This window comes from Flavobacterium sp. NG2, assembly GCF_034119845.1.
In the GTDB taxonomy this organism is placed as follows: domain Bacteria; phylum Bacteroidota; class Bacteroidia; order Flavobacteriales; family Flavobacteriaceae; genus Flavobacterium.
In genome coordinates, this window is sequence record NZ_CP139420.1 from 241,386 (window position 1) to 267,386 (window position 26,001).

General features: G+C 32.7%; 27 protein-coding genes. 12 read left to right on the forward strand and 15 right to left on the reverse strand.

The annotated features are described in order from the left end of the window. The first annotated feature begins 25 nt into the window (after positions 1-25). The 9 genes from SLW70_RS01140 to SLW70_RS01180 all read left to right on the forward strand — a co-directional run bounded on the left by SLW70_RS01140 (position 26) and on the right by SLW70_RS01180 (position 8,517). Positions 26-397 carry a GxxExxY protein gene (locus SLW70_RS01140; protein ID WP_320890058.1) on the forward strand — a complete coding sequence of 124 codons (372 nt, stop codon included), beginning with the start codon at positions 26-28 and terminating at the stop codon, positions 395-397. 51 nt (positions 398-448) lie between these two features. Next, the gene (locus SLW70_RS01145) at positions 449-595 is read left to right on the forward strand and encodes a hypothetical protein (RefSeq protein ID WP_320890060.1); all 147 of its coding nucleotides are present in this window, start codon (positions 449-451) and stop codon (positions 593-595) included. An 84-nt stretch (positions 596-679) separates the two neighbouring features. Then, entirely contained in the window at positions 680-1,936 is a 1,257-nt protein-coding gene (locus tag SLW70_RS01150) for a sigma-54 dependent transcriptional regulator (protein ID WP_320890061.1), read from the forward strand. A gap of 102 nt (positions 1,937-2,038) precedes the next feature. Further along, entirely contained in the window at positions 2,039-2,542 is a 504-nt protein-coding gene (locus tag SLW70_RS01155; RefSeq protein ID WP_320890062.1) for an LptE family protein, read from the forward strand. Positions 2,543-2,596: 54 nt separating this feature from the next. Further along, positions 2,597-3,439: a tetratricopeptide repeat protein gene (locus SLW70_RS01160; protein WP_320890063.1), complete on the forward strand. Its 843-nt coding sequence runs from the start codon at positions 2,597-2,599 to the stop codon at positions 3,437-3,439. A gap of 7 nt (positions 3,440-3,446) precedes the next feature. Next, complete coding sequence (gene secG, locus SLW70_RS01165) at positions 3,447-3,770, forward strand: preprotein translocase subunit SecG (protein WP_320890064.1); 324 nt, start codon at positions 3,447-3,449, stop codon at positions 3,768-3,770. Positions 3,771-3,907: 137 nt separating this feature from the next. Continuing rightward, complete coding sequence (gene groES / locus SLW70_RS01170; RefSeq protein WP_320890065.1) at positions 3,908-4,183, forward strand: co-chaperone GroES; 276 nt, start codon at positions 3,908-3,910, stop codon at positions 4,181-4,183. Between the two features lie 99 nt (positions 4,184-4,282). Then, positions 4,283-5,911, forward strand: coding sequence for a chaperonin GroEL (gene groL, locus SLW70_RS01175; RefSeq protein WP_320890067.1), 1,629 nt, complete (start codon positions 4,283-4,285; stop codon positions 5,909-5,911). Positions 5,912-6,150: 239 nt separating this feature from the next. Then, positions 6,151-8,517 (forward strand): hypothetical protein, encoded by a 2,367-nt coding sequence (locus SLW70_RS01180; RefSeq protein ID WP_320890068.1) that lies wholly within the window; start codon positions 6,151-6,153, stop codon positions 8,515-8,517. A 157-nt stretch (positions 8,518-8,674) separates the two neighbouring features. On the opposite strand, the gene SLW70_RS01185 is transcribed toward SLW70_RS01180, so the two are convergent. The 3 genes from SLW70_RS01185 to SLW70_RS01195 form a co-directional block, all read right to left on the reverse strand. Next, positions 8,675-9,358, reverse strand: a complete 684-nt coding sequence (locus tag SLW70_RS01185; protein ID WP_320890069.1) for a DedA family protein — start codon at positions 9,356-9,358, stop codon at positions 8,675-8,677. A gap of 203 nt (positions 9,359-9,561) precedes the next feature. Next, positions 9,562-10,077 carry a gamma carbonic anhydrase family protein gene (locus SLW70_RS01190; protein ID WP_320890070.1) on the reverse strand — a complete coding sequence of 172 codons (516 nt, stop codon included), beginning with the start codon at positions 10,075-10,077 and terminating at the stop codon, positions 9,562-9,564. A 14-nt stretch (positions 10,078-10,091) separates the two neighbouring features. Continuing rightward, a complete protein-coding gene (locus SLW70_RS01195; protein WP_320890071.1) occupies positions 10,092-11,069 on the reverse strand; it encodes a type IX secretion system membrane protein PorP/SprF in 978 nt (325 codons plus the stop codon). A 152-nt stretch (positions 11,070-11,221) separates the two neighbouring features. Here SLW70_RS01195 and SLW70_RS01200 point away from each other — a divergent pair, with 152 nt between their 5' ends. Further along, entirely contained in the window at positions 11,222-12,115 is an 894-nt protein-coding gene (locus SLW70_RS01200) for a NifU family protein (RefSeq protein ID WP_320890072.1), read from the forward strand. Positions 12,116-12,210: 95 nt separating this feature from the next. Further along, positions 12,211-13,038, forward strand: a complete 828-nt coding sequence (locus SLW70_RS01205) for a mechanosensitive ion channel family protein (RefSeq protein ID WP_320891731.1) — start codon at positions 12,211-12,213, stop codon at positions 13,036-13,038. A gap of 4 nt (positions 13,039-13,042) precedes the next feature. On the opposite strand, the gene tsaB is transcribed toward SLW70_RS01205, so the two are convergent. From tsaB to SLW70_RS01220, 3 genes are all read right to left on the reverse strand, one after another. Beyond that, positions 13,043-13,714 carry a tRNA (adenosine(37)-N6)-threonylcarbamoyltransferase complex dimerization subunit type 1 TsaB gene (gene tsaB, locus SLW70_RS01210; RefSeq protein WP_320890073.1) on the reverse strand — a complete coding sequence of 224 codons (672 nt, stop codon included), beginning with the start codon at positions 13,712-13,714 and terminating at the stop codon, positions 13,043-13,045. Positions 13,715-13,839: 125 nt separating this feature from the next. After that, complete coding sequence (locus SLW70_RS01215) at positions 13,840-15,129, reverse strand: efflux RND transporter periplasmic adaptor subunit (protein WP_320890074.1); 1,290 nt, start codon at positions 15,127-15,129, stop codon at positions 13,840-13,842. A 3-nt stretch (positions 15,130-15,132) separates the two neighbouring features. After that, positions 15,133-16,506: a TolC family protein gene (locus SLW70_RS01220; RefSeq protein WP_320890075.1), complete on the reverse strand. Its 1,374-nt coding sequence runs from the start codon at positions 16,504-16,506 to the stop codon at positions 15,133-15,135. A 642-nt stretch (positions 16,507-17,148) separates the two neighbouring features. On the opposite strand from SLW70_RS01220, the gene SLW70_RS01225 reads away from it, so the two are divergent. After that, entirely contained in the window at positions 17,149-18,558 is a 1,410-nt protein-coding gene (locus SLW70_RS01225; RefSeq protein ID WP_320890076.1) for a DUF4403 family protein, read from the forward strand. A 445-nt stretch (positions 18,559-19,003) separates the two neighbouring features. Here SLW70_RS01225 and SLW70_RS01230 read toward each other — a convergent pair whose 3' ends face one another. The 9 genes from SLW70_RS01230 to SLW70_RS01270 all read right to left on the reverse strand — a co-directional run bounded on the left by SLW70_RS01230 (position 19,004) and on the right by SLW70_RS01270 (position 25,773). Beyond that, complete coding sequence (locus SLW70_RS01230) at positions 19,004-19,291, reverse strand: hypothetical protein (RefSeq protein WP_320890077.1); 288 nt, start codon at positions 19,289-19,291, stop codon at positions 19,004-19,006. After that, entirely contained in the window at positions 19,281-19,823 is a 543-nt protein-coding gene (locus SLW70_RS01235; protein ID WP_320890078.1) for a DUF420 domain-containing protein, read from the reverse strand. The genes SLW70_RS01230 and SLW70_RS01235 overlap by 11 nt, the downstream gene beginning before the upstream one ends. 10 nt (positions 19,824-19,833) lie before the next feature. Further along, positions 19,834-20,520: an SCO family protein gene (locus SLW70_RS01240; protein ID WP_320890080.1), complete on the reverse strand. Its 687-nt coding sequence runs from the start codon at positions 20,518-20,520 to the stop codon at positions 19,834-19,836. 9 nt (positions 20,521-20,529) lie between these two features. After that, on the reverse strand, positions 20,530-21,171 hold the full coding sequence (locus tag SLW70_RS01245) for a hypothetical protein (RefSeq protein ID WP_320890081.1): 642 nt from the start codon (positions 21,169-21,171) through the stop codon (positions 20,530-20,532). Positions 21,172-21,460: 289 nt separating this feature from the next. Beyond that, complete coding sequence (locus SLW70_RS01250; protein WP_320890082.1) at positions 21,461-21,811, reverse strand: cytochrome C oxidase subunit IV family protein; 351 nt, start codon at positions 21,809-21,811, stop codon at positions 21,461-21,463. A gap of 18 nt (positions 21,812-21,829) precedes the next feature. After that, positions 21,830-22,861, reverse strand: a complete 1,032-nt coding sequence (locus SLW70_RS01255; protein ID WP_320890083.1) for a cytochrome c oxidase subunit 3 — start codon at positions 22,859-22,861, stop codon at positions 21,830-21,832. A 42-nt stretch (positions 22,862-22,903) separates the two neighbouring features. Further along, positions 22,904-23,491 carry a heme-copper oxidase subunit III gene (locus tag SLW70_RS01260; RefSeq protein ID WP_320890085.1) on the reverse strand — a complete coding sequence of 196 codons (588 nt, stop codon included), beginning with the start codon at positions 23,489-23,491 and terminating at the stop codon, positions 22,904-22,906. 1 nt (position 23,492) lies between these two features. Then, positions 23,493-24,395: a heme o synthase gene (gene cyoE, locus SLW70_RS01265; RefSeq protein WP_320891732.1), complete on the reverse strand. Its 903-nt coding sequence runs from the start codon at positions 24,393-24,395 to the stop codon at positions 23,493-23,495. An 886-nt stretch (positions 24,396-25,281) separates the two neighbouring features. Then, complete coding sequence (locus tag SLW70_RS01270) at positions 25,282-25,773, reverse strand: flavodoxin family protein (RefSeq protein ID WP_320890087.1); 492 nt, start codon at positions 25,771-25,773, stop codon at positions 25,282-25,284. Positions 25,774-26,001: the final 228 nt, after the last annotated feature.

Here is a 26,001-nt window from a genome sequence, read left to right on the forward strand (position 1 = left end):
TCTCGTTTGTTGTAAAAAATAAAATATGGAAGGGTATAGAGAAGAAGAAACATACAAAATCATAGGAATTTGCATGGAAGTCCACAGAAATCTCGGCCCCGGATTATTGGAAATTATCTATAAAGACGCATTAGAAATCGAATTCATTAATAACAACATACCTTTTGAAAGAGAAAAAGAATTTTTAATAGAATATAAAGGCAAAATATTACCTCATAAATTTTATGCAGATTTTGTAGTCAATGGAGATATTATACTTGAAATAAAAGCAGTGAAAGAATTTTCAAGTGAGCACATCGCACAAATATTAAATTACTTAAAATTAGCAAATTCTGAAATTGGATTATTAATTAATTTTCAAACTAAATCACTACAACATAAAAGATATATGTTGTAATTGAAAAATCTGTTATAATCTTTTTAATCTGTGGCAAAAAACAAAGAAAAAATGACTAAGAAACAAATACTTATTACTATAGCTACTTTTATCCTTGCCTTTGGAGCAACGTTTTACATAATGAGAACGTATTTCCCTAAGCAAAAAGCAGAGAAAACAAACACTGTCAAAGATACTTTGACAACTAATAAAGAATAAATGTCAAAAAGTTAACCGTTTATCAAAGTAACGTTCTTTACAAACCTGAAATTTTAAACTAAGAAAACTTTAAACAAATAATTAATGGAATCAGTACAATCAATAAAACAACGCTTTGAGATTATCGGTAACGAACCGAAGCTCAATCGCGCCATAGAAAAAGCCATTCAGGTTGCTCCTACTGATATTTCTGTATTAGTCGTTGGAGAAAGTGGTGTAGGAAAAGAAAGCATCCCTAAGATTATACATTCTCTTTCTCACCGAAAACACGGTAAATACATTGCTGTAAACTGTGGTGCCATTCCCGAAGGAACAATAGACAGCGAACTTTTTGGACACGAAAAAGGTGCTTTTACAGGCGCTACTAGTACTCGTGAAGGTTATTTTGAAGTGGCTAATGGCGGAACTATATTCCTAGACGAAGTAGGCGAATTACCGTTAACCACCCAAGTGCGTTTGTTGCGTATTCTTGAAAATGGGGAGTTTTTAAAAGTGGGTTCGTCACAAGTTCAAAAAACCGATGTACGCATTGTAGCCGCAACTAATGTCAACCTATTTGACGCTATACAAAAGGGGAAATTCCGCGAAGATTTATATTACCGTTTAAGTACTGTAGACATAACCTTACCTCCTTTGAGAGACAGAAAAGATGATATTCATCTATTATTTCGCAAATTTGCTGCTGATTTTGCTCACAAATACAAAATGCCACCACTAAAACTGGATGATAACGCTGTAGAGGTTTTACAAAAATTCAGATGGAGCGGAAATGTTCGTCAATTGCGAAATGTTGCTGAACAAATATCAGTACTAGAAACCAATAGAGATATTAGTGGTCCTACACTACAGTCGTATTTACCTATTGAAGGAAGCAATTTGCCATCCGTTATTAGCGATAAAAAAGGAGAAAGCGACTTTAGCACCGAAAGGGATATTTTATACAAAGTGCTTTTTGACATGAAAAGTGATTTGAATGACTTAAAAAAGCTGACTTTGGAACTAATGAAAAATGGAACAGCTAAAGCGCAGGATATCAACCCTAGTTTAATTCAGAAAATTTATGGCTCAAAAGAAAATGAAAGCGAAATTGACTTTGAAGAACAGCCAAGTACAGCGATAATCCCATCTCAAAATACGGATAACCAATACCAAGAACCTGAAGACAATTATCTTTTTGCAGAAACTATTGAAGAAGAAGAGGTGTTACGATTGGAACAGAAAGAAATCGAAATGATCAAAAAATCATTAGAAAAAAACAAAGGAAAACGAAAAGCGGCAGCCGAAGAACTTGGAATTTCAGAACGCACCTTATACCGAAAAATCAAGCAATTTGATTTGTAAAAACAAATAAAATCCAAATTTTAAAAATCCAAATTCCAAATTACTATATTTGGAATTTGTTTTCAGATTTGGACTTTTAAATATGAAATGTTTTAAAAAAATATGAAAAAAATATATCCTCTACTAACTATAATTTGCCTTTTCATTTTGAATGGTTGTTCTGTTTATAACTTCACAGGAACGGGTAAAATTGACGCTAAAACATTCCAAGTAAATTTTTTCCAAAACAATGCTGACTTAATCGAACCGGGAATTGACAGAACTTTTACATTAAAACTACAAGATTTAATCCAAAATCAAACGAACCTTACCCTTGTTAAAAACGGAGCAGACTTGACATATGAAGGTGAAATTGTAGATTACCGCATCAGTCCTATGACTGCTACTGCTGACCAACAAGCTTCACAAAACCGATTAAAAATTAGAATTAACGTTCGTTTTATAAACAAGAAAAAAGAAAAGGATGATTTCGAAAAAACATTTGAATTTTTCTACGATTACCCTGCAACCTCTCAACTTACTGGCTCAACATTAAGCACAGCTTTAAATGATATTTTTGAAAGAATAACGCAAGATATTTTCAATGAATCGTTAGCTAAATGGTAATTCAATTAGAATACATCCTTACTAGTTATACAAAACAAACGAGTAACAAAACTTATGAATGTAACTGACTATACTTATTTACTAAACAAACCTAACACCATTGCCGAAAGAGAAACGGCGGCGCTGGAGAATGTGTTAGATGAATTCCCATACTTTCAAAGTGCAAGAGCACTTCGTTTGAAGGGACTTTATAACCAAAATAGTTTTAAGTATAATTATGCTCTAAAAGTAACAGCGGCTCACACTACTGATAGGGGTGTATTGTTTGATTTTATTACTTCGGATTCCTTTACTGCTATTCAACGAGATTTATTTGATAAAAAAGCAGATGAACTGTTAAACATAACCGTTATAGACAGTAAAACTGTTTTAACAGAACAAAAAATCAAAACCAATACATTAGAAGACTCTATATTAACTTCAATAAAAGAAGCCACTACAGAACAACCCGACAATAAACCTCAAACGACCGAAGAAAAATTATCACTAGGAACTCCACTTGAATTTGTAAAATCAGAGAAACATTCGTTTCAAGAATGGCTACAGCTTTCCAGAATCCAGCCTATTGTTAGAGAAAATGACATTTCAACAACACCACAAACAGTAGAAGTAACTGAAGAAAAAAAGAAAAAAGCAGCCATTATCGATAAGTTTATCGAGACGAGTCCCAAAATTACTCCAGTCAAAGGCGCAAGTTCACCTAACATACAGATAGACATCAACAAAGAAGACCATTCTTACTTAATGACTGAGACATTGGCAAGGGTTTATTTAGAACAAAAAAAATATCAAAAAGCAATTCAAGCATATGAAATATTAATTTTGAAATATCCAGAAAAAAGTAGTTTCTTTGCAGACCGTATTTCGGATATAAAAATTTTACAACAAAATAATTAAATATACAATGAGCACATTTTCAATTTTTTTAGTTTTAATCACAATAGTTTGCTTTCTATTGATCGTAGTAATCATGGTTCAAAACCCTAAAGGGGGTGGATTATCATCTACATTAGCTGGTTCTACTCAAATGGGGGGTGTCCAAAAAACAACTGACTTTTTAGATAAAAGTACTTGGACATTAGCAACGATCTTAATTGCTTTAATTTTATTATCAAGTTTAAGTTTTACAGGAAGTTTAAGCGACACTGACTCTAAAATCATTGACAATACTGAAGCTCCTGCAGCACCAGTTCAAAATGCTCCTGCAGCACCAACTCCTGCACAATAACAATACAACATCATAAATCAAAAATGCCAGCTTGTCAAAGCTGGCATTTTCTTTAAGAAAAAATGTCAGTCAAAATGGAATGGCATAATTTCTGAATGGCAAAAAGCAAATTAATAATTAATTAAAAATTAAAAATCATGACATTAAACATTAAACCACTTTCAGACAGAGTGCTGATCGAACCAGTTGCAGCTGAAACTAAGACGGCGTCAGGGATTTTTATTCCAGATACTGCCAAAGAAAAACCACAAAAAGGAACTGTTGTAGCCGTTGGTAAAGGCACAAAAGACCACGAAATGACTGTAAAAGTTGGAGACACCGTACTTTACGGAAAATACGCTGGAACAGAATTAAAATTAGAAGGTACTGATTACCTGATTATGAGAGAAGACGATATTCTTGCAATAATCTAAAAAAATTGTTTCAAGTTTCAGGTTTAAAGTTTCAAGTTTTGAATCCTGAAATAAAACTTTAAACAAAAAAAACATTAAACATTAAACAAAAAAATTAAAATGGCAAAAGATATAAAATTCGATATTGAAGCACGTGACGGATTAAAACGTGGTGTGGATGCATTAGCTAATGCAGTAAAAGTAACTCTAGGACCAAAAGGTCGTAATGTAATCATTGGAAAATCATTTGGTGGACCAACGGTAACTAAAGATGGTGTTTCTGTTGCAAAAGAAATCGAATTGAAAGATGCTCTTGAAAATATGGGAGCTCAAATGGTAAAAGAAGTTGCTTCTAAAACCAATGACTTAGCAGGAGACGGAACAACAACAGCCACTGTATTAGCACAAGCTATCGTGAAAGAAGGATTAAAAAACGTTGCTGCTGGAGCTAATCCAATGGACTTAAAAAGAGGAATCGACAAAGCTGTTGAAGCTATCGTAGCTGACTTAGCAAAACAAGCTAAAGTTGTAGGTTCTGATTCAGATAAAATCAAACAAATCGCTTCTATCTCTGCAAACAACGACGAAGTTATTGGTGAATTAATCGCTGCTGCTTTCGCAAAAGTAGGTAAAGAAGGAGTAATCACTGTTGAAGAAGCTAAGGGAACAGATACTTTTGTTGATGTTGTTGAGGGAATGCAATTTGACAGAGGATATCTTTCTCCGTATTTTGTGACTAATTCTGAAAAAATGGAAGTAGAACTTGAGTCTCCTTACATCCTTTTGTATGACAAAAAAGTTTCTTCTTTAAAAGAATTATTACCAGTTCTTGAACCAGTTGCTCAATCAGGAAAACCATTATTAATCATTGCTGAAGATGTTGACGGTGAAGCATTATCTACTTTGGTAGTTAACAAACTTCGTGGAGCATTGAAAATTGCTGCTGTAAAAGCACCAGGTTTTGGTGACAGAAGAAAAGCGATGCTAGAAGATATCGCCATCTTAACTGGTGGAACTGTTATCTCAGAAGAAAGAGGTTATACTTTAGAAAACACTACATTAGAAATGTTAGGTTCTTGTAGTAAAGTAACTATCGACAAAGACAACACAACCATTGTAAGTGGTGCTGGTGAAGCGGAGATGATTAAAAACCGTGTGAACCAAATCAAAGGTCAAATGGAAGTAACGACTTCTGATTATGACAAAGAAAAATTACAAGAGCGTTTGGCTAAATTAGCTGGAGGTGTTGCTGTACTATATGTAGGTGCTGCTTCTGAAGTGGAAATGAAAGAGAAAAAAGACCGCGTAGATGATGCTTTACACGCTACTCGCGCTGCTGTTGAAGAAGGTATTGTTGCTGGTGGTGGTGTTGCACTATTGAGAGCAAAAGCTGTCTTGGCAGAACTTAAAGCAGAAAATGCAGATGAAGCTACAGGAATCCAAATTATATCTCGTGCAATCGAAGCTCCATTGAGAACTATCGTTGAAAACGCTGGTCTTGAAGGTTCTGTAGTAGTTGCAAAAGTAGCTGAAGGTTCAGGAGATTTTGGATATAATGCTAAAACTAACGAATATGTTGATATGTTGAAAGCAGGTATCATTGACCCTAAAAAAGTAACTCGCGTTGCTCTTGAAAATGCGGCTTCAGTTTCTGGAATGATCCTAACTACTGAATGTGCTTTAATTGATATTAAAGAAGAAGGACCAGCTGGTCATGCTCACGGTGGTGGCATGCCAGGAATGATGTAATAACATCTCTTTCTAAATAATAGAATCCGTTCAATTTTACTAATTGAACGGATTTTTTTTTATCCTAAAAACAACAACTTTAAATTTAAACCTTTTATCTTTTTACACATCTTACCTTATTAGTTTTTAGCACTATAAATTATATTAAGATTATATTAACAAGAAAACCGATTAAATCAATTTAAATTTACTCTGAAAATAAAAAAACTACCAATATAAACTATACCCATTTATACCTTATGAAATTAAATATTAGCTTATTTTGCATGCTACTGTTTGCACAATCATACTCTCAAACCAAGACCACCTCAAATACTCATGAGAAAATTAAAAGCATTTTAGAAACGTATTTCAAATACGACAGAGAAAACATCCATGTACAGTTCAACAAGGATGTATATGTAACCAATGAAGACATCGCTTTTAAAGGTTATGTTTTAAATAAAAATTACGATGCCCCTGATGCAAATACTACTAATGTACAATTAGTAATCTATGATGATCAAGACCAAATAATTCAAAAACAATTACTCTACACCACTAAAGGTACTTTTTCGGGCGGAATCCATTTGAATAACAAATTCAAATCTGGAACTTACCACTTTCACTTTTACACAAACTGGATGAATAATTTTAATGAAGATGACTCCTTTACTCAAGCTGTTGAAATCATTAACAAAGACGAACCTTACAACCTAAAATCTAATGAACCTAATTGGAAAACTGCAACAGTATCAATCTTCCCTGAAGGAGGCAATATTATCGACCAGATAAGCAATACTGTAGGTGTCAAAATAGTAGATTGCAATCAAAAAGGTATCGAATTACAAGACATACTCATATTAGATTCTAAATCCAATGAGATTTCTCGTTTTAATACAAACAAAATGGGGAATGGAATTTTTTATTTCATCCCAGAAACAAACGAAACCTACACCCTAAAAGTTACCAACGACAAGCTCAAAATCTCCCAACCTTTACCTATTACAAAGGACACTGGAATCACATTGAGTTATAACAATAACCTACCAAAAAACATTCTGGCTGTTGCTGTAAAAACCAATGAAAAAGGATTAGAATTATACAATAATAAAAAGTTTATCTTACTGATTCACCAAAATGCTCAATCCGTTCAAAAAGAATTCACTTTCAAAAATAACGAAACGGAACAAGTTTTGTTATTTGACAAAAAATATTTGGCAAACGGTGTAAGCAGCATCCGCCTTATCGACGAAAACCTTAATGAAATAACCGAAAGACTAGTATACCATTATGGTAATGAAAAACCAATCACTACACTTGAAGCCAAAGCCATTGCAAATGACAGTATTGTTTTATCAGGAAAAACGAATTTAAAACAGGCCAATTTAAGCATTAGTATACTTCCAGGAAACAATAATTGTATTCAACAGAAAAAATCGATTCAAGGAACATTTTATCTTAATGCTTACTTAGAAAAACCTATAAAGGACAATTACTTCTATTTTGACCCAACTAACGAAAATAGAAAACAAGACATGGAAGCACTAATGCTAAACCAACTTAGAAGTAAATTCTTATGGGACAACTTAAAAAACAAACCCCCTAAAATAAACTTTACGTACAACAAAGGAGTAACCATAAGTGGCAAAGTAGAAAAAGAAGTCGGAACAAAGTCGGAATATAAAATTTCACTCATTTCATTAAAAGACAATGTTTTTGAAGACACAACTATTGAACCTAATGGAGATTTTAAATTCGAAAACTTTTTTGCTCAAGACTCTACAGTTTTCATTTTGCAAATGGTCAACCAAAAGAATATTGTAAAATACACCAAAATGCAAGCTCGTGTAAAACCTAATGAGAGTCAATTTATGCTACCTCTTCAATTTGAGAAAAATGTATGTCCTATTGAAAAGAAACCAGAAAACAATTTCACATTTGCTAAATCTCCTTTTGAAGAAGACATCGTAAACCTGGCCGGGGTAACTATCCAAAACACTTTCAAAAAAGAGGTTTTAACTCATGCAAATGAAGTAGGGCTTATGGCTAATGGTTTTAAAATTGAAGATTCAGATTTTGGTACAGTACTAGATTTCCTTTCCCGACAAGGATTTAGAACTGGAGTAGACCCTGAAGAAAACACCGTCTACATTCGAGGTTCGAGAGATTCTTTTTCAAACGAATCCCCAGCAGTTCTTATTGACAATATCCAACTGTTTGACCTCAATCTTCTATTTAGTATGGATATTTCGGAAGTAGATGAAATCTATATTGATAAAACAGGCTCTTCAAATATTTCTGTAAATGCAAGTAGCTCTATTCAAATTTTCCTTAAAAAGGGAGGAAGTAAAAATGATTATTTCCGAGCAAAGCACACTTCATTGATTGTAACTACTGGGTTCACGAAAGATATTAACTTTAAAAACGCTGCTTTCGAAACCCAAAAAGAATTCTTTCAATTTGGAACCCTTAATTGGACACCTAGTATAACCGTTAAAGAAAATGCCAACTATACTCTTAAACTCCCAAGAGGTGCACAAAAAGAAATTCAAGTTTTAGTAGAAGGATTTTCTGAAGATGGTCAATTAATTTCTGAGATTCAACAAGTACCCGTTCTAGAATAAGGAATGCTAACCGATAAATGAAACTCTAAAAAAGGTAGTGACTCAATAAGTCGCTACCTTTTTTTCTACATCAAGCCTCAAATACTATCAGAATTCACAAAAAAATCCGCCCCATAATTGGTGACGGATTCAATAAATTAAAACTTTATAATATATCTTACTCTTCTTGAGAAGGCAATTTTTTAGCAAATTTTAATAAAACAGGAGACAAGGTTATAAACACAAGACCAATTACAATTACCTCTATATGTTCTTTCAAATCAATTTGATATTGCTCTAATAAAAATCCATATAAATAATGCCCGGAAAAGATTAAAGTAAACGACCAAAGAAAAGAGCTCACTACATTAAAGAACATAAATTTTTTCTTTTCCATTGTAACTATACCCGCTACAATTGGAGCGAATGTTCTGAAAATAGGCAAAAATCGAGCAAATATAATCGCTCTACCACCATGTCTTTCAAAAAAATCTTTGGATTGAATTAAATATTTCTTTTTAAACCAAAAACTATCTTCCTTATTATACAAATAATAACCGCTTTTGGCACCAAACCAATATCCTATAATATTACCTAATATCCCAGCAATTCCAACTAAAGTTGATAGTAAAAAAACATTGACAAAATCACTTTTAATAAAAAATATATTTTCTATCAATTCACGATTGTAGATACCTGCAAGAAAAAGCAAACTATCACCCGGTAAAAAGAATCCTGCAAAAAGCCCTGTTTCCGCAAAGACGATAAACAACACTATATAAATACCCATTTTTATTCCATTTATATCAAAATGGATATAAAAAAGAGGGTCTATTAAATTTTTCCAATCAAAGCTATTCATTGTCGATTTTTTAAGGCTAAAATATTTGCGTGAAAGTAAGTATAATTTAGCTTATCAACAATTTATTATGTGGTTTTAAAATTAAATTAACGAATAAAGCAGTTTCTCATTTATCAATTCTTCTTTTTACAAACCAATTATCTTCTAGAGAGAAAAATAACACTTAATCCGAGACTATTTATAAATATTTAGTAGCAAAAAAATCAATCCACTTTGAACCAGCTAGAATACATGACGTAATTATTAGAAATACGTTCAATTTCTCCTGCAAAATTAGATTTATCTATATCTTTTACTTTCTTAGCTGGAACACCTGCCCAAATAGAACCCGAACTAATAACGGTATTTTGAGTTACTACCGCACCTGCCGCGACAATTGAATTACTTTCAACAATACAATTATCCATAACAATCGCTCCCATTCCTACCAATACATTATCTTGAATCGTACAGCCATGAACAATGGCATTATGACCAATTGACACATTGTTACCAATAATTGTTGGGTATTTTTGATAGGTACAATGAATAACTGCACCATCTTGAATATTTACTTTATTGCCAATGGAAATAGCGTTAACATCACCACGGATTACTGCATTGAACCAAACGCTGCAAGACTCACCAAAAACAACATCACCTACAATGGTGGCGTTTTCGGCAATATAGCAATCCTCTGGTATTTGTGGTGTTTTACCATTAACCGATTTAATCAACATAACAATGATAAAATTTAATTAATTGCAGGACATTTACATTCGTACTTAGCACGCTTGCAGAATAAATTCAACCCTAAAGTAATTTGATGATATCCTCCATTATCAAACTTAACCGCACCCGAAAGATGAGAATAAGTATAAGCAAACATGAAGTTATTATAATTAAGCCCCACAATTGGAGTTATATATTGTAGATGCTGCGAAGAATTTAGAGCATCAATACTTCTTCGATAAGATAAACCGCCCCAAAGGGTTCCAAAATCCATCGCTTTATATGCCTTAATATTCAAATCAAAAGATTTTTCTTTTGTTTTATCAGTATACTGAAGTAAAACCGATGGCTCCCATAAAATGGCATCCTCGTTCCCAAAAATATATCCTGCACTTAAAAGATATTTTCTAAGATTATCACTTTCAAATTCGGTATAAATATCTCTTCTTGTTTCCATTAAATTCTTGATAGTAGCATGAGCATAAAAATCTAAGTAATTATAGGATGCCCCTATGTCAAAATTAGGATAAGAATCCTTTTGTACAATTGTTCCGTTAATAATGGGATCAAACTGTGACGAATTTCTAAACGAAGTCTCATCTAATTGACTCTGAATCAAACCAGCACTAATACCAAAAGACAATTGATTCAAATCAACTTCATCTCTCGAAAACATTAAATGATACGCATAGGTTAGCTTAATTCCTTTTTGAGAATGATAGCCATTTTTATCATTAAACAATATAATACCCGCACCAGCCTTCTCACTTACTCTCCCATTAAAACTCAATGTTTGAAGTTCTGGAGCATCATTTTGCCCAAACCATTGTTTACGAGCTGTCAACCTTACTTTGGCACAATTTGCCGCACCAGCCATTGACGGATGAATTAAATAGTAATTGTCGGATAAATAATCTGAATAAACTGCAATTCCTTCTTGAGCAAAGGAATAACTAGTTATCAAGAACAATACTAAAACAATCTTAATTTTTGAAAACATAGAAAATATTTTTTTTTACTGAATGAGTATATTTAATCACTTAAAAAACAATTGCTCGACAAACATAAAATAAAGTTAATTTATTTAATAATATTCCAAATATAACCAAACATAGAAAATAACTTTAGTAAATTTGTAAAAATTTATTAATCATGACAAAAGTTCTCATTAAAGAAACACAAAATCCAACTATATTAAAATTTGAACTTGACGATTTCATTACAAAAAATGAAAATTTCGAATTCAAAAACATTGATGAAGCCAAAGCTTCCCCTCTTGCACAACAATTGTTTTACCTTCCTTTTGTTAAAACGGTTTATATCTCAGGAAATTTCATCGCAATTGAAAAATTTAGCATTGTAGAATGGGACGATGTTAAAGAAGCTGTTGCTGAACAAATTGAAGAGTTCATCGCCAATGGTGGTACTATCATCAATATTGACGAAAACAAACCTAAAAAACAGCCTATAACGGTATACGGAGAAACCACTCCAAATCCTGCTGCATTAAAATTTGTAGTAAGTAGAATGTTGACAAAGAACGCTGTTGAATTCAAAAACATCGATCAAACTGAAGCTTCACCATTAGCTAAAGAATTATTCAAATATGCCTATGTAAAAGAAGTTTTTATCGACGAAAATTATATTTCGGTAACAAAATATGACTTTATCGGCTGGGACGAAATTACATTAGAATTAAGAACCTTCATCAAAGAATATATTGAAAATGGAGGGACTGTTTTAGACGAAAATTTCATTCCAAACACCATAAAAGACGAAGCTACCAAAGAAGCTAATTTTGATTCATTAGATGAAACGTCACAAAAAATCATCAATATCTTAGAAGAATTTGTAAAACCAGCAGTTGCTGCTGATGGTGGAAACATTGCCTTTGACTCTTATGACGAAACAACTGGAACGGTAAAAGTAATTCTTCAAGGTGCTTGCAATGGCTGTCCTTCTTCTACATTTACATTAAAGAGCGGAATTGAAAACATGTTAAAAAGCATGTTGAATGACGAAAGACTAAACGTAGAGTCTATCTAAATCAAAAAACTGTTTTAGATATTAAAAATGTATCTTTACTTTTGAAATACAAAATCAAAACCTTCTCTTGTAGAAGGTTTTTTATTAGTAATAAAATGAAATTAGACCCAAATTACATCGCCAACTATAGCAATAATTTAATCAACGAAATCATTGCCTATTCTCCCAAACTAATCTCTGCTTTTATTATTCTTTTCATCGGATTATATGCTATCCGAATAATCAATAGATTGGTCCGAAAAATAATGTTGAAAAGAAAATTCGACACAACTCTGACGCAATTTACAGCGGATATTCTTCTTTGGGCACTACGTGTTTTATTATTTATTACTTTCATTTCAAAACTAGGCATCGAAACCTCTTCTTTCGTAGCAATTCTAGGAGCAATGGGGCTTGCTGTTGGCTTATCACTTCAGGGTTCCTTATCAAATTTTGCAGGCGGAATGTTGATTATTATGTTTAAACCCTTTAAAGACGGGGATTTGATCGAAGCACAAGGAATGATTGCAACGGTGAGTGAAATTCAAATTTTTGTAACCAAATTAATTACAGCCAACAATCAGGTGGTTTTTATTCCAAATGGGATTCTATCGAATGGCATTATCACCAACTATTCTATGCTTGGCTGTCGTAGAGCCGATTTGACTTTTGCTATTTCCTATGATGCTGACATTAAAAAAGCTAAGGATATTATAATGGATTTATTAATTAATAACCCTAATGTATTAAAAAATCCAAAGCCAGATGTATTTGTAAAAAACCTAACCGATAGCGCCATTGAACTTGCGGTAAGGCCATGGGCCAACAATGCTGATTATGGAATTGTTTTTACAGAAACACTAGAGAATTGCAAAAATGCATTAGACAATGCTGGAATTCCTTTTCAACCATTTGTTAAAGAAAAGTCTGCTAGCAATTCCTAGAAAATTATTTAGCTTTAGGAGTTGTCACCATAAAATCTTTCAAATAAAAAGGTTCAAAATAAGCCACATCAACCGTATCGTTATTCACGAACTTTTCAAAACTCAACTTACTCATTTCTTTAGCTGAAGGATATACAACTTCTTCTAAAAAGATGAAGTTTTCACGATTTAAAACCGTTTTGCATTTTTGCGCACAATCACCAACGAAATAAATTTTATCTCCTATTCCGCTAAAAGATTCTTCAGTAATAATCTCCGCTTGAGTAGCTCGATTGTTTTCCAAATTAGGAGTAAAAATAGCATTATAAACTTCCATTCTTCGAGCATCCAACATTGGCACAATCAATCCATCAGTAGCAGTAACTTGTGAAGCTAGTGCCTTTAAAGTATCTATTGCAACTAAGGGAATATTCAAAGCATAACACAAACCTTTGGCCGCCGAAACACCGATGCGAAGACCTGTATACGATCCTGGCCCTTGACTAACAGCGATAGCTGACAAATCCTGATAACTAATTCCTGCTTCTTTAATAGCTTGCTCTATAAAAACATGTAATTTTTCGGCATGAGAATATCCTTCTTCAGCAGTTTCATAACAGACAATTGTTTGCCCTTCTTTGGCTAGCGCTACAGAACAATTTTTGGTAGCCGTTTCAATATTTAGAATATAACTCATTTATTACTTTTTTTTTGAAAAGAACAGGACAAATATAATCCAATTTAAAATGGAGGAAAAGTATAAAACTTTAAAAAGCCGGGAATTCAGGAATTCGTAACTTAATAAATATTGATTTTACCTTACTATTTATCTTCATTCTTTTTCTTCAACATCACTTTGTCACCCGAATTTAATTCTTTGGTCACTGTATTATAAGGTCCCGTAATCACCACCTCCCCTTTTTTTAATCCACTAAGTATTTCAATATTTGAATCATCTTGAATACCTGTTTTCACGATTCGGATTTTAGCTTTATCATTAACTTTAACAAAAACACATTCCAGTTTTTTGTCTTTTTTTACAAGTTTTTCATCATTCTCAGTGACCACATCTTTTTCTAGTGTTTTAGTTGAAGTTGTATCCGATTTTACCACAATTGAACTAATAGGGACATTCAATACATTTGGTTTTGTTTTTGTCACAATATCGACAGTGGCGGTCATCCCAGGTCTGAAAGGCGAATAAGTCGCTGATTTTCCCACCAATAAATCTTGGTAGGATTCTTTTAAAATTCTAACTTTCACCTTAAAATTAGTCACCTGATCAGCTGACAAACTATTGCTCGCTGAATTTGAAATACTCGTAACCACTCCTTTGAATTTCTTTTTCAAATAAGCATCTACTTCAATCGAAGCAGCATCGCCTTCCTTGATTTTCACAATATCATTTTCATTGACATCTACTTCAACTTCCATATTATTCAAATTAGCCACACGCAATAGCTCTGTTCCAGCCATCTGCTGCGTTCCTAATACCCTTTCGCCTAATTCTACATTAAGCATCGAAATCGTACCATCAGCAGGGGCATAAATCAAAGTACGGCCTAAATTATCTTGAGCCTCATTGACAGATGCCAAAGCACTTTGCACATTAAAATAAGCTGCCTGCTTTGTTGCCTTCGCTACTTCAAAAGTAGCTACCGACTTATCCCAATCCGCTTTGGAAATTATCCCTTTTTCAAACAAGGTTTTATTTCGTTCATAATTCAACTTCGACTCTTTGAATTGAGCCTCGGTTTGCGCCAAACTTGATTTGGAAGAAGACAACCCTGCCTTCGTCCGATTTAAACTTGAAGTATATAAATCAGGATTTATTTTAACTAACAAATCCCCTTTCTTAACCAATTGCCCCTCTTTAACAGGCAAGGCAATAATTTCTCCTGAAACCATAGAAGCAATCTTTACCTCAATTTCAGGTTGAATTTTCCCGGTTGCCGAAACTGTTTCAACAATCGTATTATGAGCTACCGTAGTAATTTCAACCTCCTTTCCATCATTCCTATTTCCTATTACCCCCTTATTAACCAGGAATAACAAAACACCAATCACCACTACTGTAATGGCTATCAAATAATATAATGCTCTTTTAGACATGATTTATTCTTTTTTTACAATCGGAATTCCAAAATAGAATTCCAATATTTTAATTTTAAAAATATAATCGTATTTGGTTCTCAACACCTCTGATTGGGCATTGGAAAACAAAATTTGTGACTGACTCAACTCAAATGAATTCATTAATCCTACCTCAAATTTTTCTTGCGCATAACGAAAAGACTCTTTTCGAGCTTGAAGCGCTTCTACAGCCGACTCATAGGATTGTAAAGCCCCTTTTGCATCCGTAAATGCTGTATAGACATTTCGTTCTAAATCTAAATTTTGCTGTTCTAAAGCTATTTTTGATTTTTCAAGATTCACTTTAGAACGTTCTACATTATTGCGAACTGTAAAACCATTAAAAATAGGAACATTTAATTGCGCCCCAAAAGACTGCCCTTTGTTGTCATTAAATTGATCAAAAAATGGCGGAGCACTTTGCACTCCTATGATAGCACCATTACTATCTCTCAAAGCAATATCCGCATAGGATATTCTCGTATTGTAATTATAAAATCCTTTTAGAGTTGGCTGAAAACCACCTTTGGCAATAACCAAGTTTTTTTCGGCTATGGCCAAATTGGTTTGCGCAATTTTTAATTCCGTTCGTTGTTCTTTTGCCACATCTAGAACAGCATTTGGAGTATTCATCAAAATACTATTATCAACTTTCAAACTATCTTCTTCAATCACTTCAAAATTTATAAAATCATCCAACTGCAATAACTGCGCTAAACTCAATTTTGAAATCAAAAGTAAATTTTCCGCATTCACTACTCTTTGTTTATCTGACGCAATAGTAGCTTTTGCATCTAACAATTCGCCCCTAGCAATTGTCCCTTCTTTTACTAATTCCTGAGTACGCATCAACTGCTGCTCATCAATACGGAGTTGCTCTTTTTGTACTTTTAAATTTTCAATATTAAAAAGAACCTGCAAATAAGCGTTCGCAACATTCAAAGCAATATCTTCTTTCATCTTTACCAACTGATATTGTGCCGCTATAATTGAAAGATTTGATTTCCTAAGCGCATTTTGATTTTGCAATCCCTTATAAATATCTATACCAACAGTCCCACTGACAGAAGTAAATTGTGTAGTTTTATTTTGTAATATACCAGTAGTAATATCTTGATTCAAACCTATATTCCAAGAATGAGAGGCAGCAGCATTAAAAGAAGGTAGAAAACTTCCAAAGGCTTGTTTTTTATCTATGGTTGCAGTTTGTGTATCTAATTCTGTTTGTTGAATAGAAATATTATGCTCTAAAGCGTAGAATACACAATCCTCCAAAGACCATCTTTTAGTTTGTGCATTTACGGTCAAACTAAAAGTAAAAACTAAAAACGAAATAGACTGAAATAGGTTTTTCATGCTTTAATATTCGAACTAACCCAAAGATAATATACAAAATTAACTATTTGTGATATTATAGAACTAATCTTTAAATAAAACCCATACAATCAATTTAACAAAAAACTAAATGAGAAAAAAAAACTTCCGTTTAGAAAACTAAACGGAAGTTAAAACCAACAAAATATCTTATTCCTAATAATAAGTCTTTAGATATTTCAAGCTTACTAATTCAAAATGGTTTTAAAAAAAAATCATCAATATCTTTATCGTCAAAAAACAAAAAATCTAAGTGTCCAAACACCAATATATTTATTTAAACGAACATTACAATACTTTTTTGGCGCAAAAAAACTGACAAATCTACAAATATTCTATCAACCATAACACGCACTTTTTGTGATATTTAAGCGACTAACGATTAAAAACAGTAAAAATCGACAAAGTATCCCAATATAGATTTTAAGTAAGAATTTACTTTCTTGAAATTACTTTAAAAACAATGATATAATATTTATAAAATAACTAAAACTGAAGTCAAAAAATTTAATTATAGTATTTTTCTGATGATAAAAAAAGAAAAAACAGACCTTAACATTTGTGTTTAAAAATCAAAATATATCAATTTAATAGCTAATTTTGAAAGCATAAATCTGATAAACAATGAGGCATTTCACTCGAACTTTTCTTTTTATAATTTCTAGTATTATAATAACTTCCTGCAGTAGCACAAACAAAATAGCCACTCTCAAACCAGAACCTGATGACGCCAGTCCAATAGTTTATGAAAACAGCCCATCTTTCATAAATTTACCTATCAGTATTAAATTAAAAGATATTGAAAACGGAACTAATTCGTATTTAAATGGTTTAATATATGAAGACAATACCATTGAAGATGATGATATTGAAATAAAAATATGGAAACTAGCCCCAATACGTATCTTAAACGAAAACGCCTCATCAAGCAACAAAATAACTACTATTTTACCTTTAAAAGCATTAATAAAATACCGAATAGGCACAAAAAAACTAGGGATTGAAATGTACGACATCCGCGAGTTTAATCTAAACGGACAAATTACTTTATCAAGCAACGTAGCGTTGACAAACTGGAGACTAAAAACAAAAACCGAATTCAAATCGCTAGACTGGAACGAAAGTCCGACAATGACTATCTTCGGAAAAAACATGCCCATTACCTATATCATAAATCCTGCTTTGAAACTATTCAAAACTAAGATTGAAACAAAAATTGATGAAGCCATAGAAAAAGCGATGGATTTTAAACCGAATGTAATTTCAGCCATTGAAAAAATAAGCCAACCATTTCAAATGAACGAAGCTTATGAAAGTTGGTTGCGAATTAATCCGATTGAAATATATGCTAGTGATGCTAAGTTAAAAAACGATTCTTTCCTACTTGATATGGGATTAAAATGCAATATGGAAACGCTTATTGGTGTTAAACCAGAAACAAAATTTGACGCCTCCAAAATAGTATTAAAAGCAGTTACTAAAATTCCGAACCAAATTACCGCAAATATTATTGCCGTATCAAGCTATTATGATGCGTCCAAAATAATGACAAAGAATTTTTCAGGACAAGAATTTGGGTCAGGAAGTAAAAAGATAAAAGTAAAAGACGTCAATATTTGGCACAAAAACGGCAAAATGGTGGTCGCACTAGATGTATTAGGTTCTGTTAATGGCACTATTTACTTGGCTGGACTTCCTAAATACAATGAAGAAAAAAAAGAAATATACTTTGACAATTTGGATTATGTTTTTGACACAAAAAGTAAAATAATGAGAACTGCCAATTGGCTTGCCCAAGGAATCATTTTGAAGAAAATACAAGAAAGTTGTCGCTATTCCATCAAGCCTAATTTAGACGAAGGGAAAAAATCTATTATGACTTACCTTAACAATTACTCCCCAATGACAGGAGTTTATGTGAATGGAAAAACCGAGGATATTCAGTTTGAAAAAATACAGTTGACTAATAACGCCATCCTTGCTTTCTTAAAAATTAATGGGGCTATAAATATCAGTGTTAACGGATTGAAATAAAAAACTACTGAATTAACTGTAAGCAAATACATTTTTCAAGCCAAATAAAAAACTGCTTCTTTAAAAATTTAATTAGCCACAGATTTAAAGAAAGTGGTCGGACTTTGACAAAGAGTTGCTAACTTGGAAAAAGACCACAAATTACACAAATTAGCACAAAATCAAAAATGTATTAAATTGAATTACACAAATTTCTAATTAATATCAAAATTATTATCTGCAAAAATCTGCCAAATCTGCGTGCTTATTTTTTGCACGCAGATTTACACAGATTTTTTTTAATAGAAATATTTGATAAACACACATTTAGACAAAGAGTTAGATAGAATTAAAAAGATTAACACAGATTAATCCTTTTAATCTGTGGCCAAAATTTACTTAGCGACTATTGGCGAGATGAACAAAAGCTCATTCTTTAAAATTAATTTACAAACTATATAAAGTGCTACTTTTTATTTTTTCTCATTCTATAAACCGCATATCCAATTCCTGCTACTAACAAATAAGGAATAGCCATTAAATAAACGATTCCATCATTTACTGCTTCGGCTTGAGCGTTGTTAGCATCGCCAGCCAACGCAGCCCTACACATCGCACATTGAGCATATGAGGAAATTTCAATAAACAAAAAACAAATTCCAAACAGAACAGATTTATATTTGGTATTTGAAATTTTCACTTTACCGTTTCTACTTCTAACTTCTAACTTATGTCTTCTAACTTTAGTAAGCATAATAAGGAGCTATCATTAAATAAACAATCACTCCCGTTAAAGCAACATACAACCAAATAGGAAAAGTAATCTTAGCTATTTTTTTATGTTTGTCAAAAACTTGTGCTAAGGCTCTAACATAAGTAATCAAAACCAAAGGAATAATAACGACAGACAAAATAATATGTGTGATTAGAATAAAATAATACACATATTTAATCAATCCTTCTCCACCGAATTTTGTTGAATCAGATGTCATATGATAAGCCACATACATTCCAAGAAAAGCAATCGAACAAGCTATTGCAGTTTTCATTAAATTCTCGTGTAAGCGACGGTTTCCTTTTTTAATAGCCATAACCGCTAAAACCAAAACAACTGCTGTAATTCCATTTACAATTGCATAAATAGGCGGTAAAAAAGACAAAGGTTCTACATCATAGCCCAACTTACGTAAATTAACACCAAACAACAAAGCAACGACTAATGGGATTGTAACAGATAAAACAACAATCCACTTATTATATTTTTGTTCTAAATCTTGATTTTTCATTTCCTTATTATTATTCTCCTAGTAATATGCTAATATCTTGTTGTATGTCTCTAACTCCGCTTTTTTCTAATCCATCATAATACAAAATAGGATTTCCAAATTCATCCTTACGACAGCGAATATTCCCTTTTTTATCAATCAAAGCAAAAAGTCCCGAATGTTCAAAACCACCAGCTACTTTATCATTTTCGGCAGCATAAAGATTAAAACCTTTATTAGCCAGACTCATAATTTCTGATTTATCGCCTGTTAAAAAATGCCAGTTGGATGATTTCACTCCTAATAACTCAGCATGTGACTTTAAAACTTCGGCAGTATCATGTGCAGGATCGATGGTTATAGAAGCAATTCCAAAATTAGGATTTCCAAAAAATTTATCCTGAAGAATCAACATACTTTGATTCATCTTTGGACAAATGGAAGGACAGGTTGTAAAGAAAAATTCCAACACATACACCTTACCCTCAAAATCTTTATTACTAATCTTAATATTATCTTGATTCACTAACTCAAACTTTGGCGCTGGTCCAATTTCAACTAATTTATCATCAGCATCAGAAAGCGAGTTTACCTTATCTAATCTGTTCCCTTTGACCACATCACCAGATTGGAGTCTTTCAACAATTTTAGGAACGGCATAAATTCCGAAAATCAAAATGATAAATGAAATTCCTATATAGGATTTATTTTTAAACATAATAACAAATTAAAGTTGCTTGGAAGCATTATTATTCTTCTTTAGAGCAGCACGATATTCGTAAAGTAAAATTTTGAAATCGTCTAGCATTTCGTTACTCAATTCTGCCGGATGAAAAGTATTATAACTTTCTTTATATTCGTCTGAACCATTTCGCCCACGGATATTGCGTTCTTTATCGATAATAAAAACATTTGAAGTTCCAGAATGAGCATCCAAAGTTCCTTTTAAACCCAGTTGACTATAGTAATTATTGATGTTTTCTGGTGAGGTAAATACAAAATGCCAGTTCGAAACATCGGTGAATTCATCCAGAGCATCCAAAATATTCTTAATACTTTCCTCTGTACCACTAGGACAAACCATTACAAATTGTAAATCCTTGAACGTATGATAGCGTTGGTATATTTTTTCATTTAGATTAAAAAGATTCCCTCTGTTTTTTACAATTTCAGAACCTCCAAAACCAAGAATGGTGATTTTACCCTCTAAACTTACTGTTTCTCCTCTAAGTGACTCCCATTTTCCTAAATCAGGAACTTTTGCTGAAACTACAGGCAATTTTGTAAAACTATTAACCCCCGAAGCAAAAAAAAGATAGGCAACAATTGGAAGTACAAAAAGGATAAAAAGAACAATATTTTTTTTCATTGAAAGCAATCTTTAAAAGGACAAAGGTAAATATGACAACGCATAATTTTTTACAACCGCTAATTCGCAATTTTTTTTTTTTAAAACTAATACTAATACACCGATTATTAGTGGTATTGACACAAATTAAACACCTAAAAATAAATTGGGTTAAAAATCAGCGACCAGAACTTTAGCGAATTGACGGAGCAATTAGCAGTTAATTAACACTAGCGTTTGCCACGACAAAAGTAAGCAAAAAAAAAGGTATCCGAAAAAACGAATACCTTTAGTTTGAATTAATATAGTGTTAAAAATTCCACTTAATTGTTGAATCTTTAAAAACCCCATAAATATAATCTCCTTCAGTTAAAAGGATAAATAACAGATATAAAACTAAGAAAATCAATGGCGAAACAACTGACCATCTTAAACTACTTTTTTCTCCACCCATGTGCATGAAAGACCACACAATATAGTAAGCTTTAAAAATCGTTAAAATATAAAAAACCCAGTTTAATAAATTCATCCCTAAGAAATGATTCAAGAATAATGCATCTGGCTTATAAATACCCAAAAACACCTCTACAATGGTAACTGCAGATAAAATTCCGAAAACTTTCCAGATAGCAGCTGTATTTGATTCATGTGCGTGTGACATAATACTATTTTTAAAAAATTAAACTAGATAGAAAACTGTAAATACGAATACCCAAACTAAATCTACAAAGTGCCAGTATAACCCCACTTTTTCAACCATTTCATAGCTTTTACGTTTTTCGTACGTTCCTAATAAAACATTAAAGAAAATGATAATATTGATGATTACTCCTGAAAATACGTGGAAACCGTGGAATCCAGTAATAAAGAAGAAGAAGTCAGCAAATAATTTGCTACCATATTCGTTTCTAATCAAATTTGCACCTTCAACAACATATTTTGCCTGACTCAATCTTAATTCAGACTCAGCTCTTGTCAAAATAGTTTTGTTTTTGATTTTAGTTAAATCGTGATTGATTTTAGGATCAGCTACAGAAGCTGCATCAGCTTCATAAATAACCTCAGTTCTAATTAACAAATCTGGATGTGCTTTGAAACCTGCTTGAATTTCTTCAACAGAATAAGAAGGCAATTCTGGTTCGCTTACAAACCAAGCTCCTTTATTCGAAGCATGTCTTTCTCTTGTTTCAGGCAAAGTTGCAGCAAAATCAGCCAAAGCAACACGCTTTCCTTCTTTGTCTACAAATTGCAACAAGCTACCTCCTTGAGTTTCGATAGCTCCATACTCACCTTTGATGAAATTTTTCCATTCCCAAGCTTGAGAACCAACGAAAATAAAACCACCAATGATAGTTAAAAACATATAGACAGCAACTTTGTTTTTCTTCAATTGATGTCCTGCATCAACAGCCAAAACCATTGTCACAGAAGAGAAAATCAAAATAAAAGTCATTAATGCTACATAATACATAGGAGCAGATACCCCATGTAAAAATGGAAAGTGTGTAAACACTTCATCGGCCAATGGCCAAGTTTCAATAAATTTAAATCTAGAAAAACCGTAGGCTCCTAAAAATCCCGAGAATGTTAAAGCATCTGATAGGATAAAAAACCACATCATTAATTTACCATAACTGGCTCCCATTGGCTCGTTAGCGCCGCCTCCCCATGTTTTGTCTTGACTATTTGCAGTAGTAACTGTCGCTCCCATAAAAGTTATTCGTTAAAAAGTTTCCAAATTTACGTTTTTTTCTTATTTAAAGAAATATAAAAATACAAATAAACACACCCACAATAAATCTAGAAAATGCCAATACATCGCAGCTAGTTCTATACCAAGAGTTTGAGTTGAATTGTATTTTTGTTTAAAATGATTATAAATTACAATTAATAATGAAATTAGCCCTCCCGCTAGGTGTAACAGGTGCACAAAAGCGATTACGTACAAAAATGTAGTCGTAATAACACTCGAAGCCCCCGTAGGATAATATCCCATTTCGATAAGCTGTGAAAAACCTAGAAATTGCAAAGCTACAAACAATAACCCTAAAACTAAGGTAGCCAATAAAAATACCGTTGTCTGTTGACGATTGTCTTTTTGAATCGCTTTTTTAGCCAAATGAATCGCCACACTACAAGCAACAATCACCGCTGTACTTCCAAAAAAAGCAGAAGGAAAACTAAAATCCTTCAACCAATCTACTCTTGACTTACTCACGATAAACGCACTTGTAAGTCCCGCAAACATCATCACCATACTAATAATAGCAAACAACAAAATCATCTTATACGATCTCGCCGTTCTTGCTTGGTGTTCACTAACACTCATTGTCATACTCATACTATCTTAAAAATTTATCTACTATATAAACTAATTGCAATAACGAAATATACGAAACACTAACTAACATCAATGTTCTAGCCGCTTTTGCCGTTCTCAACTTATACAAATTCACCGCATAATACAACATCCACAAACCTAATACAAAAACCGCAACTGACGCCATTGTCCCTATATAAAGTTGCCCTGTATAACCTAGTGAAGGTAGTAAAGATGCAATGATTAACCAAACGGTATACAATATAACTTGCAAAGCTGTTCCTTTATCTTTTTTTCCAGTAGGCAACATAAAAATTCCTGCCTTCTCATAATCTTCATACAAGAACCAACCAATAGCCCAAAAATGAGGAAACTGCCAGAAAAACTGAATCAAAAACAAAGTCCCTGCTTCAATTCCAAAATCACCCGTAGCCGCTACCCATCCCAACATAAACGGAATCGCTCCTGGAAAAGCTCCCACAAAAACCGACAACGAAGTGACTGTTTTCAAAGGTGTATAAACACTGGTGTATAAAAAAATTGAAATCGCACCAAACATAGCCGACTTTGGATTAATCATATACAACAATGACAATCCTATCAAAGTAAGCAAACTGGCGAGAATCAAAGCGTTTCTTGAAGACATTCTCCCCGAAGGAACTGGACGATTTTTAGTTCGATCCATTAATTTGTCAATATCTTTTTCAATCACCTGATTGTAGGCATTAGAAGCCCCAACCATACAATAACCACCGATACAAAGCATAATCAAAACCGACCACTGAAAAGGATGCTCCTCACTGAATCCCAAAAGGTAACCCGCAATCGAAGAAAACAAAACACTAATAGCTAATCCTGCTTTAGTGATTTCTTTAAAATCCGTAAAAACCGTTTTAAGGGAAAATGTATTTGTAGCCGTATTCAATGCCGTTTTCATTAAGTTTTATAAAACTGGTGCAAAAGTAACTTAACAAAAGGGATTTGGCAAAAAACAATTCATAAAAAATGTTTTTTAATAAAAATCAAAAAAAACTAGACGAAAGGAATGATTAAAATAACAGAGAAAAGTAATCTGCGATAATAAATTTGTTTTATTAATGACGTTTATTTTTACATTAACCGCGTTGCAAACGCTACGATTTGTTTTCCAATTTAAAGTAGGTACTCGTCGCAGACGAGCACCAGTTATGAGGACAAACGAGCGCCAGTCGGGCTGTCTTTTTTTTTATCTGCAATTATCGCTAACTTACTTATTTGCGTAGATAATAAACCATACAATAAAAATAATCAAGTCTATACAAGAAAAGATTAGTAAACTTCTTAAGTTTTCACGCTTATTAAATTCGAAAATAAACCAATTGAGTATTAGTAATAGAAATCCTAAAACAATCCATTCAATTAGCACACCTTTGAAGGCAAGGTATAATTGAGGTAAAAGATTTTCTTCAACTTTTGGTGAAGTTTCAAAAATTATTAATTGAAGGAATACTGCAATTGTCAAACACAATATAGTTGGTATTATTACAGTAAATCTAAATGTCTTTGGTTTTTCGTTTTCTACTGTCATTATATTCTAACTAACGTTTTTTAAATATTTTGTAAATCAATTATTTATATTTCTAATGCTCATCTAAATTTTCACTTTCTTCCGTTAGCTGAAGGTGTCAATTTTAGCGTAAATATGTGGAATTACTGCTAACTACCCTCTCTGGTGCTCGTCTGTGACGAGTATCTACTTTAATTATGAAAACGAATCAAAGCGTTTGCAACGCGACTCATTAACACATCCTTTCTAGCGCGAGCCTGGGTTTTCATTTTTCAATCTGTTTTATAAATTCAATAATTTTCATTTCGTTGTTTTGACCTGTTATTAAATGTGAGTTTCCAATATATTCCATTCCCAAGTATTTTGCTGTTTCCGAAAATGGAAGCCAAAAATTCTCTCCAAGGTTTTCTCCGATTGAGCAACTCATTACAGCCATTTTTTTTCCACGCAATTTTCGTCCAAGCTCTTTCTCTATAGTTAATAAGTCTGTAAATCGGTCAAAAAATACTTTCATTATTCCGCTCATTGAGTACCAATAAACTGGTGTTACAAAAATTAGCGTTTCGTATTTTCCCATAATTTCTTTCATTAAGCTCAGATAATCATCGTTCCGATTATTGTGTTCGTAATCAAAATAGCTAAATTCATAATCATTTAAATTTACCAAATCCCATTTCGATTTTTCAATCAGTTGCTTTGTTAGGTTTGCAGCATCTCCATCGTTTCTCGAACTACCAACTATTATTACTTTTTCCATACAAGATTTCAGTTTTTCAAATGTGCTACAACTACTTTATATAAATGACAAAACCATACAAAGCCCCTCTGGTGCTCGTCTGCGACGAGTACCTACTTTAATTATGAAAACGAATCAAAGCGTTTGCAACGCGACTCATTAGCACATCACCACAAAGGCTCTACATTTATATTACAAAACACCTTGTTATCTTCTTCATAATTCCTATAACTACTATTCACATACCCC

Bases quoted from the DNA above. Each gene is read 5' to 3' on its own strand.
- SLW70_RS01140 (WP_320890058.1), top strand. From the start codon at position 26: ATGGAAGGGTATAGAGAAGAAGAAACATACAAAATCATAGGAATTTGC.
- SLW70_RS01145 (WP_320890060.1), top strand. From the start codon at position 449: ATGACTAAGAAACAAATACTTATTACTATAGCTACTTTTATCCTTGCC.
- SLW70_RS01150 (WP_320890061.1), top strand. From the start codon at position 680: ATGGAATCAGTACAATCAATAAAACAACGCTTTGAGATTATCGGTAAC.
- SLW70_RS01155 (WP_320890062.1), top strand. From the start codon at position 2,039: ATGAAAAAAATATATCCTCTACTAACTATAATTTGCCTTTTCATTTTG.
- SLW70_RS01160 (WP_320890063.1), top strand. From the start codon at position 2,597: ATGAATGTAACTGACTATACTTATTTACTAAACAAACCTAACACCATT.
- secG (WP_320890064.1), top strand. From the start codon at position 3,447: ATGAGCACATTTTCAATTTTTTTAGTTTTAATCACAATAGTTTGCTTT.
- groES (WP_320890065.1), top strand. From the start codon at position 3,908: ATGACATTAAACATTAAACCACTTTCAGACAGAGTGCTGATCGAACCA.
- groL (WP_320890067.1), top strand. From the start codon at position 4,283: ATGGCAAAAGATATAAAATTCGATATTGAAGCACGTGACGGATTAAAA.
- SLW70_RS01180 (WP_320890068.1), top strand. From the start codon at position 6,151: ATGAAATTAAATATTAGCTTATTTTGCATGCTACTGTTTGCACAATCA.
- SLW70_RS01185 (WP_320890069.1), bottom strand. From the start codon at position 9,358: ATGAATAGCTTTGATTGGAAAAATTTAATAGACCCTCTTTTTTATATC.
- SLW70_RS01190 (WP_320890070.1), bottom strand. From the start codon at position 10,077: ATGTTGATTAAATCGGTTAATGGTAAAACACCACAAATACCAGAGGAT.
- SLW70_RS01195 (WP_320890071.1), bottom strand. From the start codon at position 11,069: ATGTTTTCAAAAATTAAGATTGTTTTAGTATTGTTCTTGATAACTAGT.
- SLW70_RS01200 (WP_320890072.1), top strand. From the start codon at position 11,222: ATGACAAAAGTTCTCATTAAAGAAACACAAAATCCAACTATATTAAAA.
- SLW70_RS01205 (WP_320891731.1), top strand. From the start codon at position 12,211: ATGAAATTAGACCCAAATTACATCGCCAACTATAGCAATAATTTAATC.
- tsaB (WP_320890073.1), bottom strand. From the start codon at position 13,714: ATGAGTTATATTCTAAATATTGAAACGGCTACCAAAAATTGTTCTGTA.
- SLW70_RS01215 (WP_320890074.1), bottom strand. From the start codon at position 15,129: ATGTCTAAAAGAGCATTATATTATTTGATAGCCATTACAGTAGTGGTG.
- SLW70_RS01220 (WP_320890075.1), bottom strand. From the start codon at position 16,506: ATGAAAAACCTATTTCAGTCTATTTCGTTTTTAGTTTTTACTTTTAGT.
- SLW70_RS01225 (WP_320890076.1), top strand. From the start codon at position 17,149: ATGAGGCATTTCACTCGAACTTTTCTTTTTATAATTTCTAGTATTATA.
- SLW70_RS01230 (WP_320890077.1), bottom strand. From the start codon at position 19,291: ATGCTTACTAAAGTTAGAAGACATAAGTTAGAAGTTAGAAGTAGAAAC.
- SLW70_RS01235 (WP_320890078.1), bottom strand. From the start codon at position 19,823: ATGAAAAATCAAGATTTAGAACAAAAATATAATAAGTGGATTGTTGTT.
- SLW70_RS01240 (WP_320890080.1), bottom strand. From the start codon at position 20,520: ATGTTTAAAAATAAATCCTATATAGGAATTTCATTTATCATTTTGATT.
- SLW70_RS01245 (WP_320890081.1), bottom strand. From the start codon at position 21,171: ATGAAAAAAAATATTGTTCTTTTTATCCTTTTTGTACTTCCAATTGTT.
- SLW70_RS01250 (WP_320890082.1), bottom strand. From the start codon at position 21,811: ATGTCACACGCACATGAATCAAATACAGCTGCTATCTGGAAAGTTTTC.
- SLW70_RS01255 (WP_320890083.1), bottom strand. From the start codon at position 22,861: ATGGGAGCGACAGTTACTACTGCAAATAGTCAAGACAAAACATGGGGA.
- SLW70_RS01260 (WP_320890085.1), bottom strand. From the start codon at position 23,491: ATGAGTATGACAATGAGTGTTAGTGAACACCAAGCAAGAACGGCGAGA.
- SLW70_RS01270 (WP_320890087.1), bottom strand. From the start codon at position 25,773: ATGGAAAAAGTAATAATAGTTGGTAGTTCGAGAAACGATGGAGATGCT.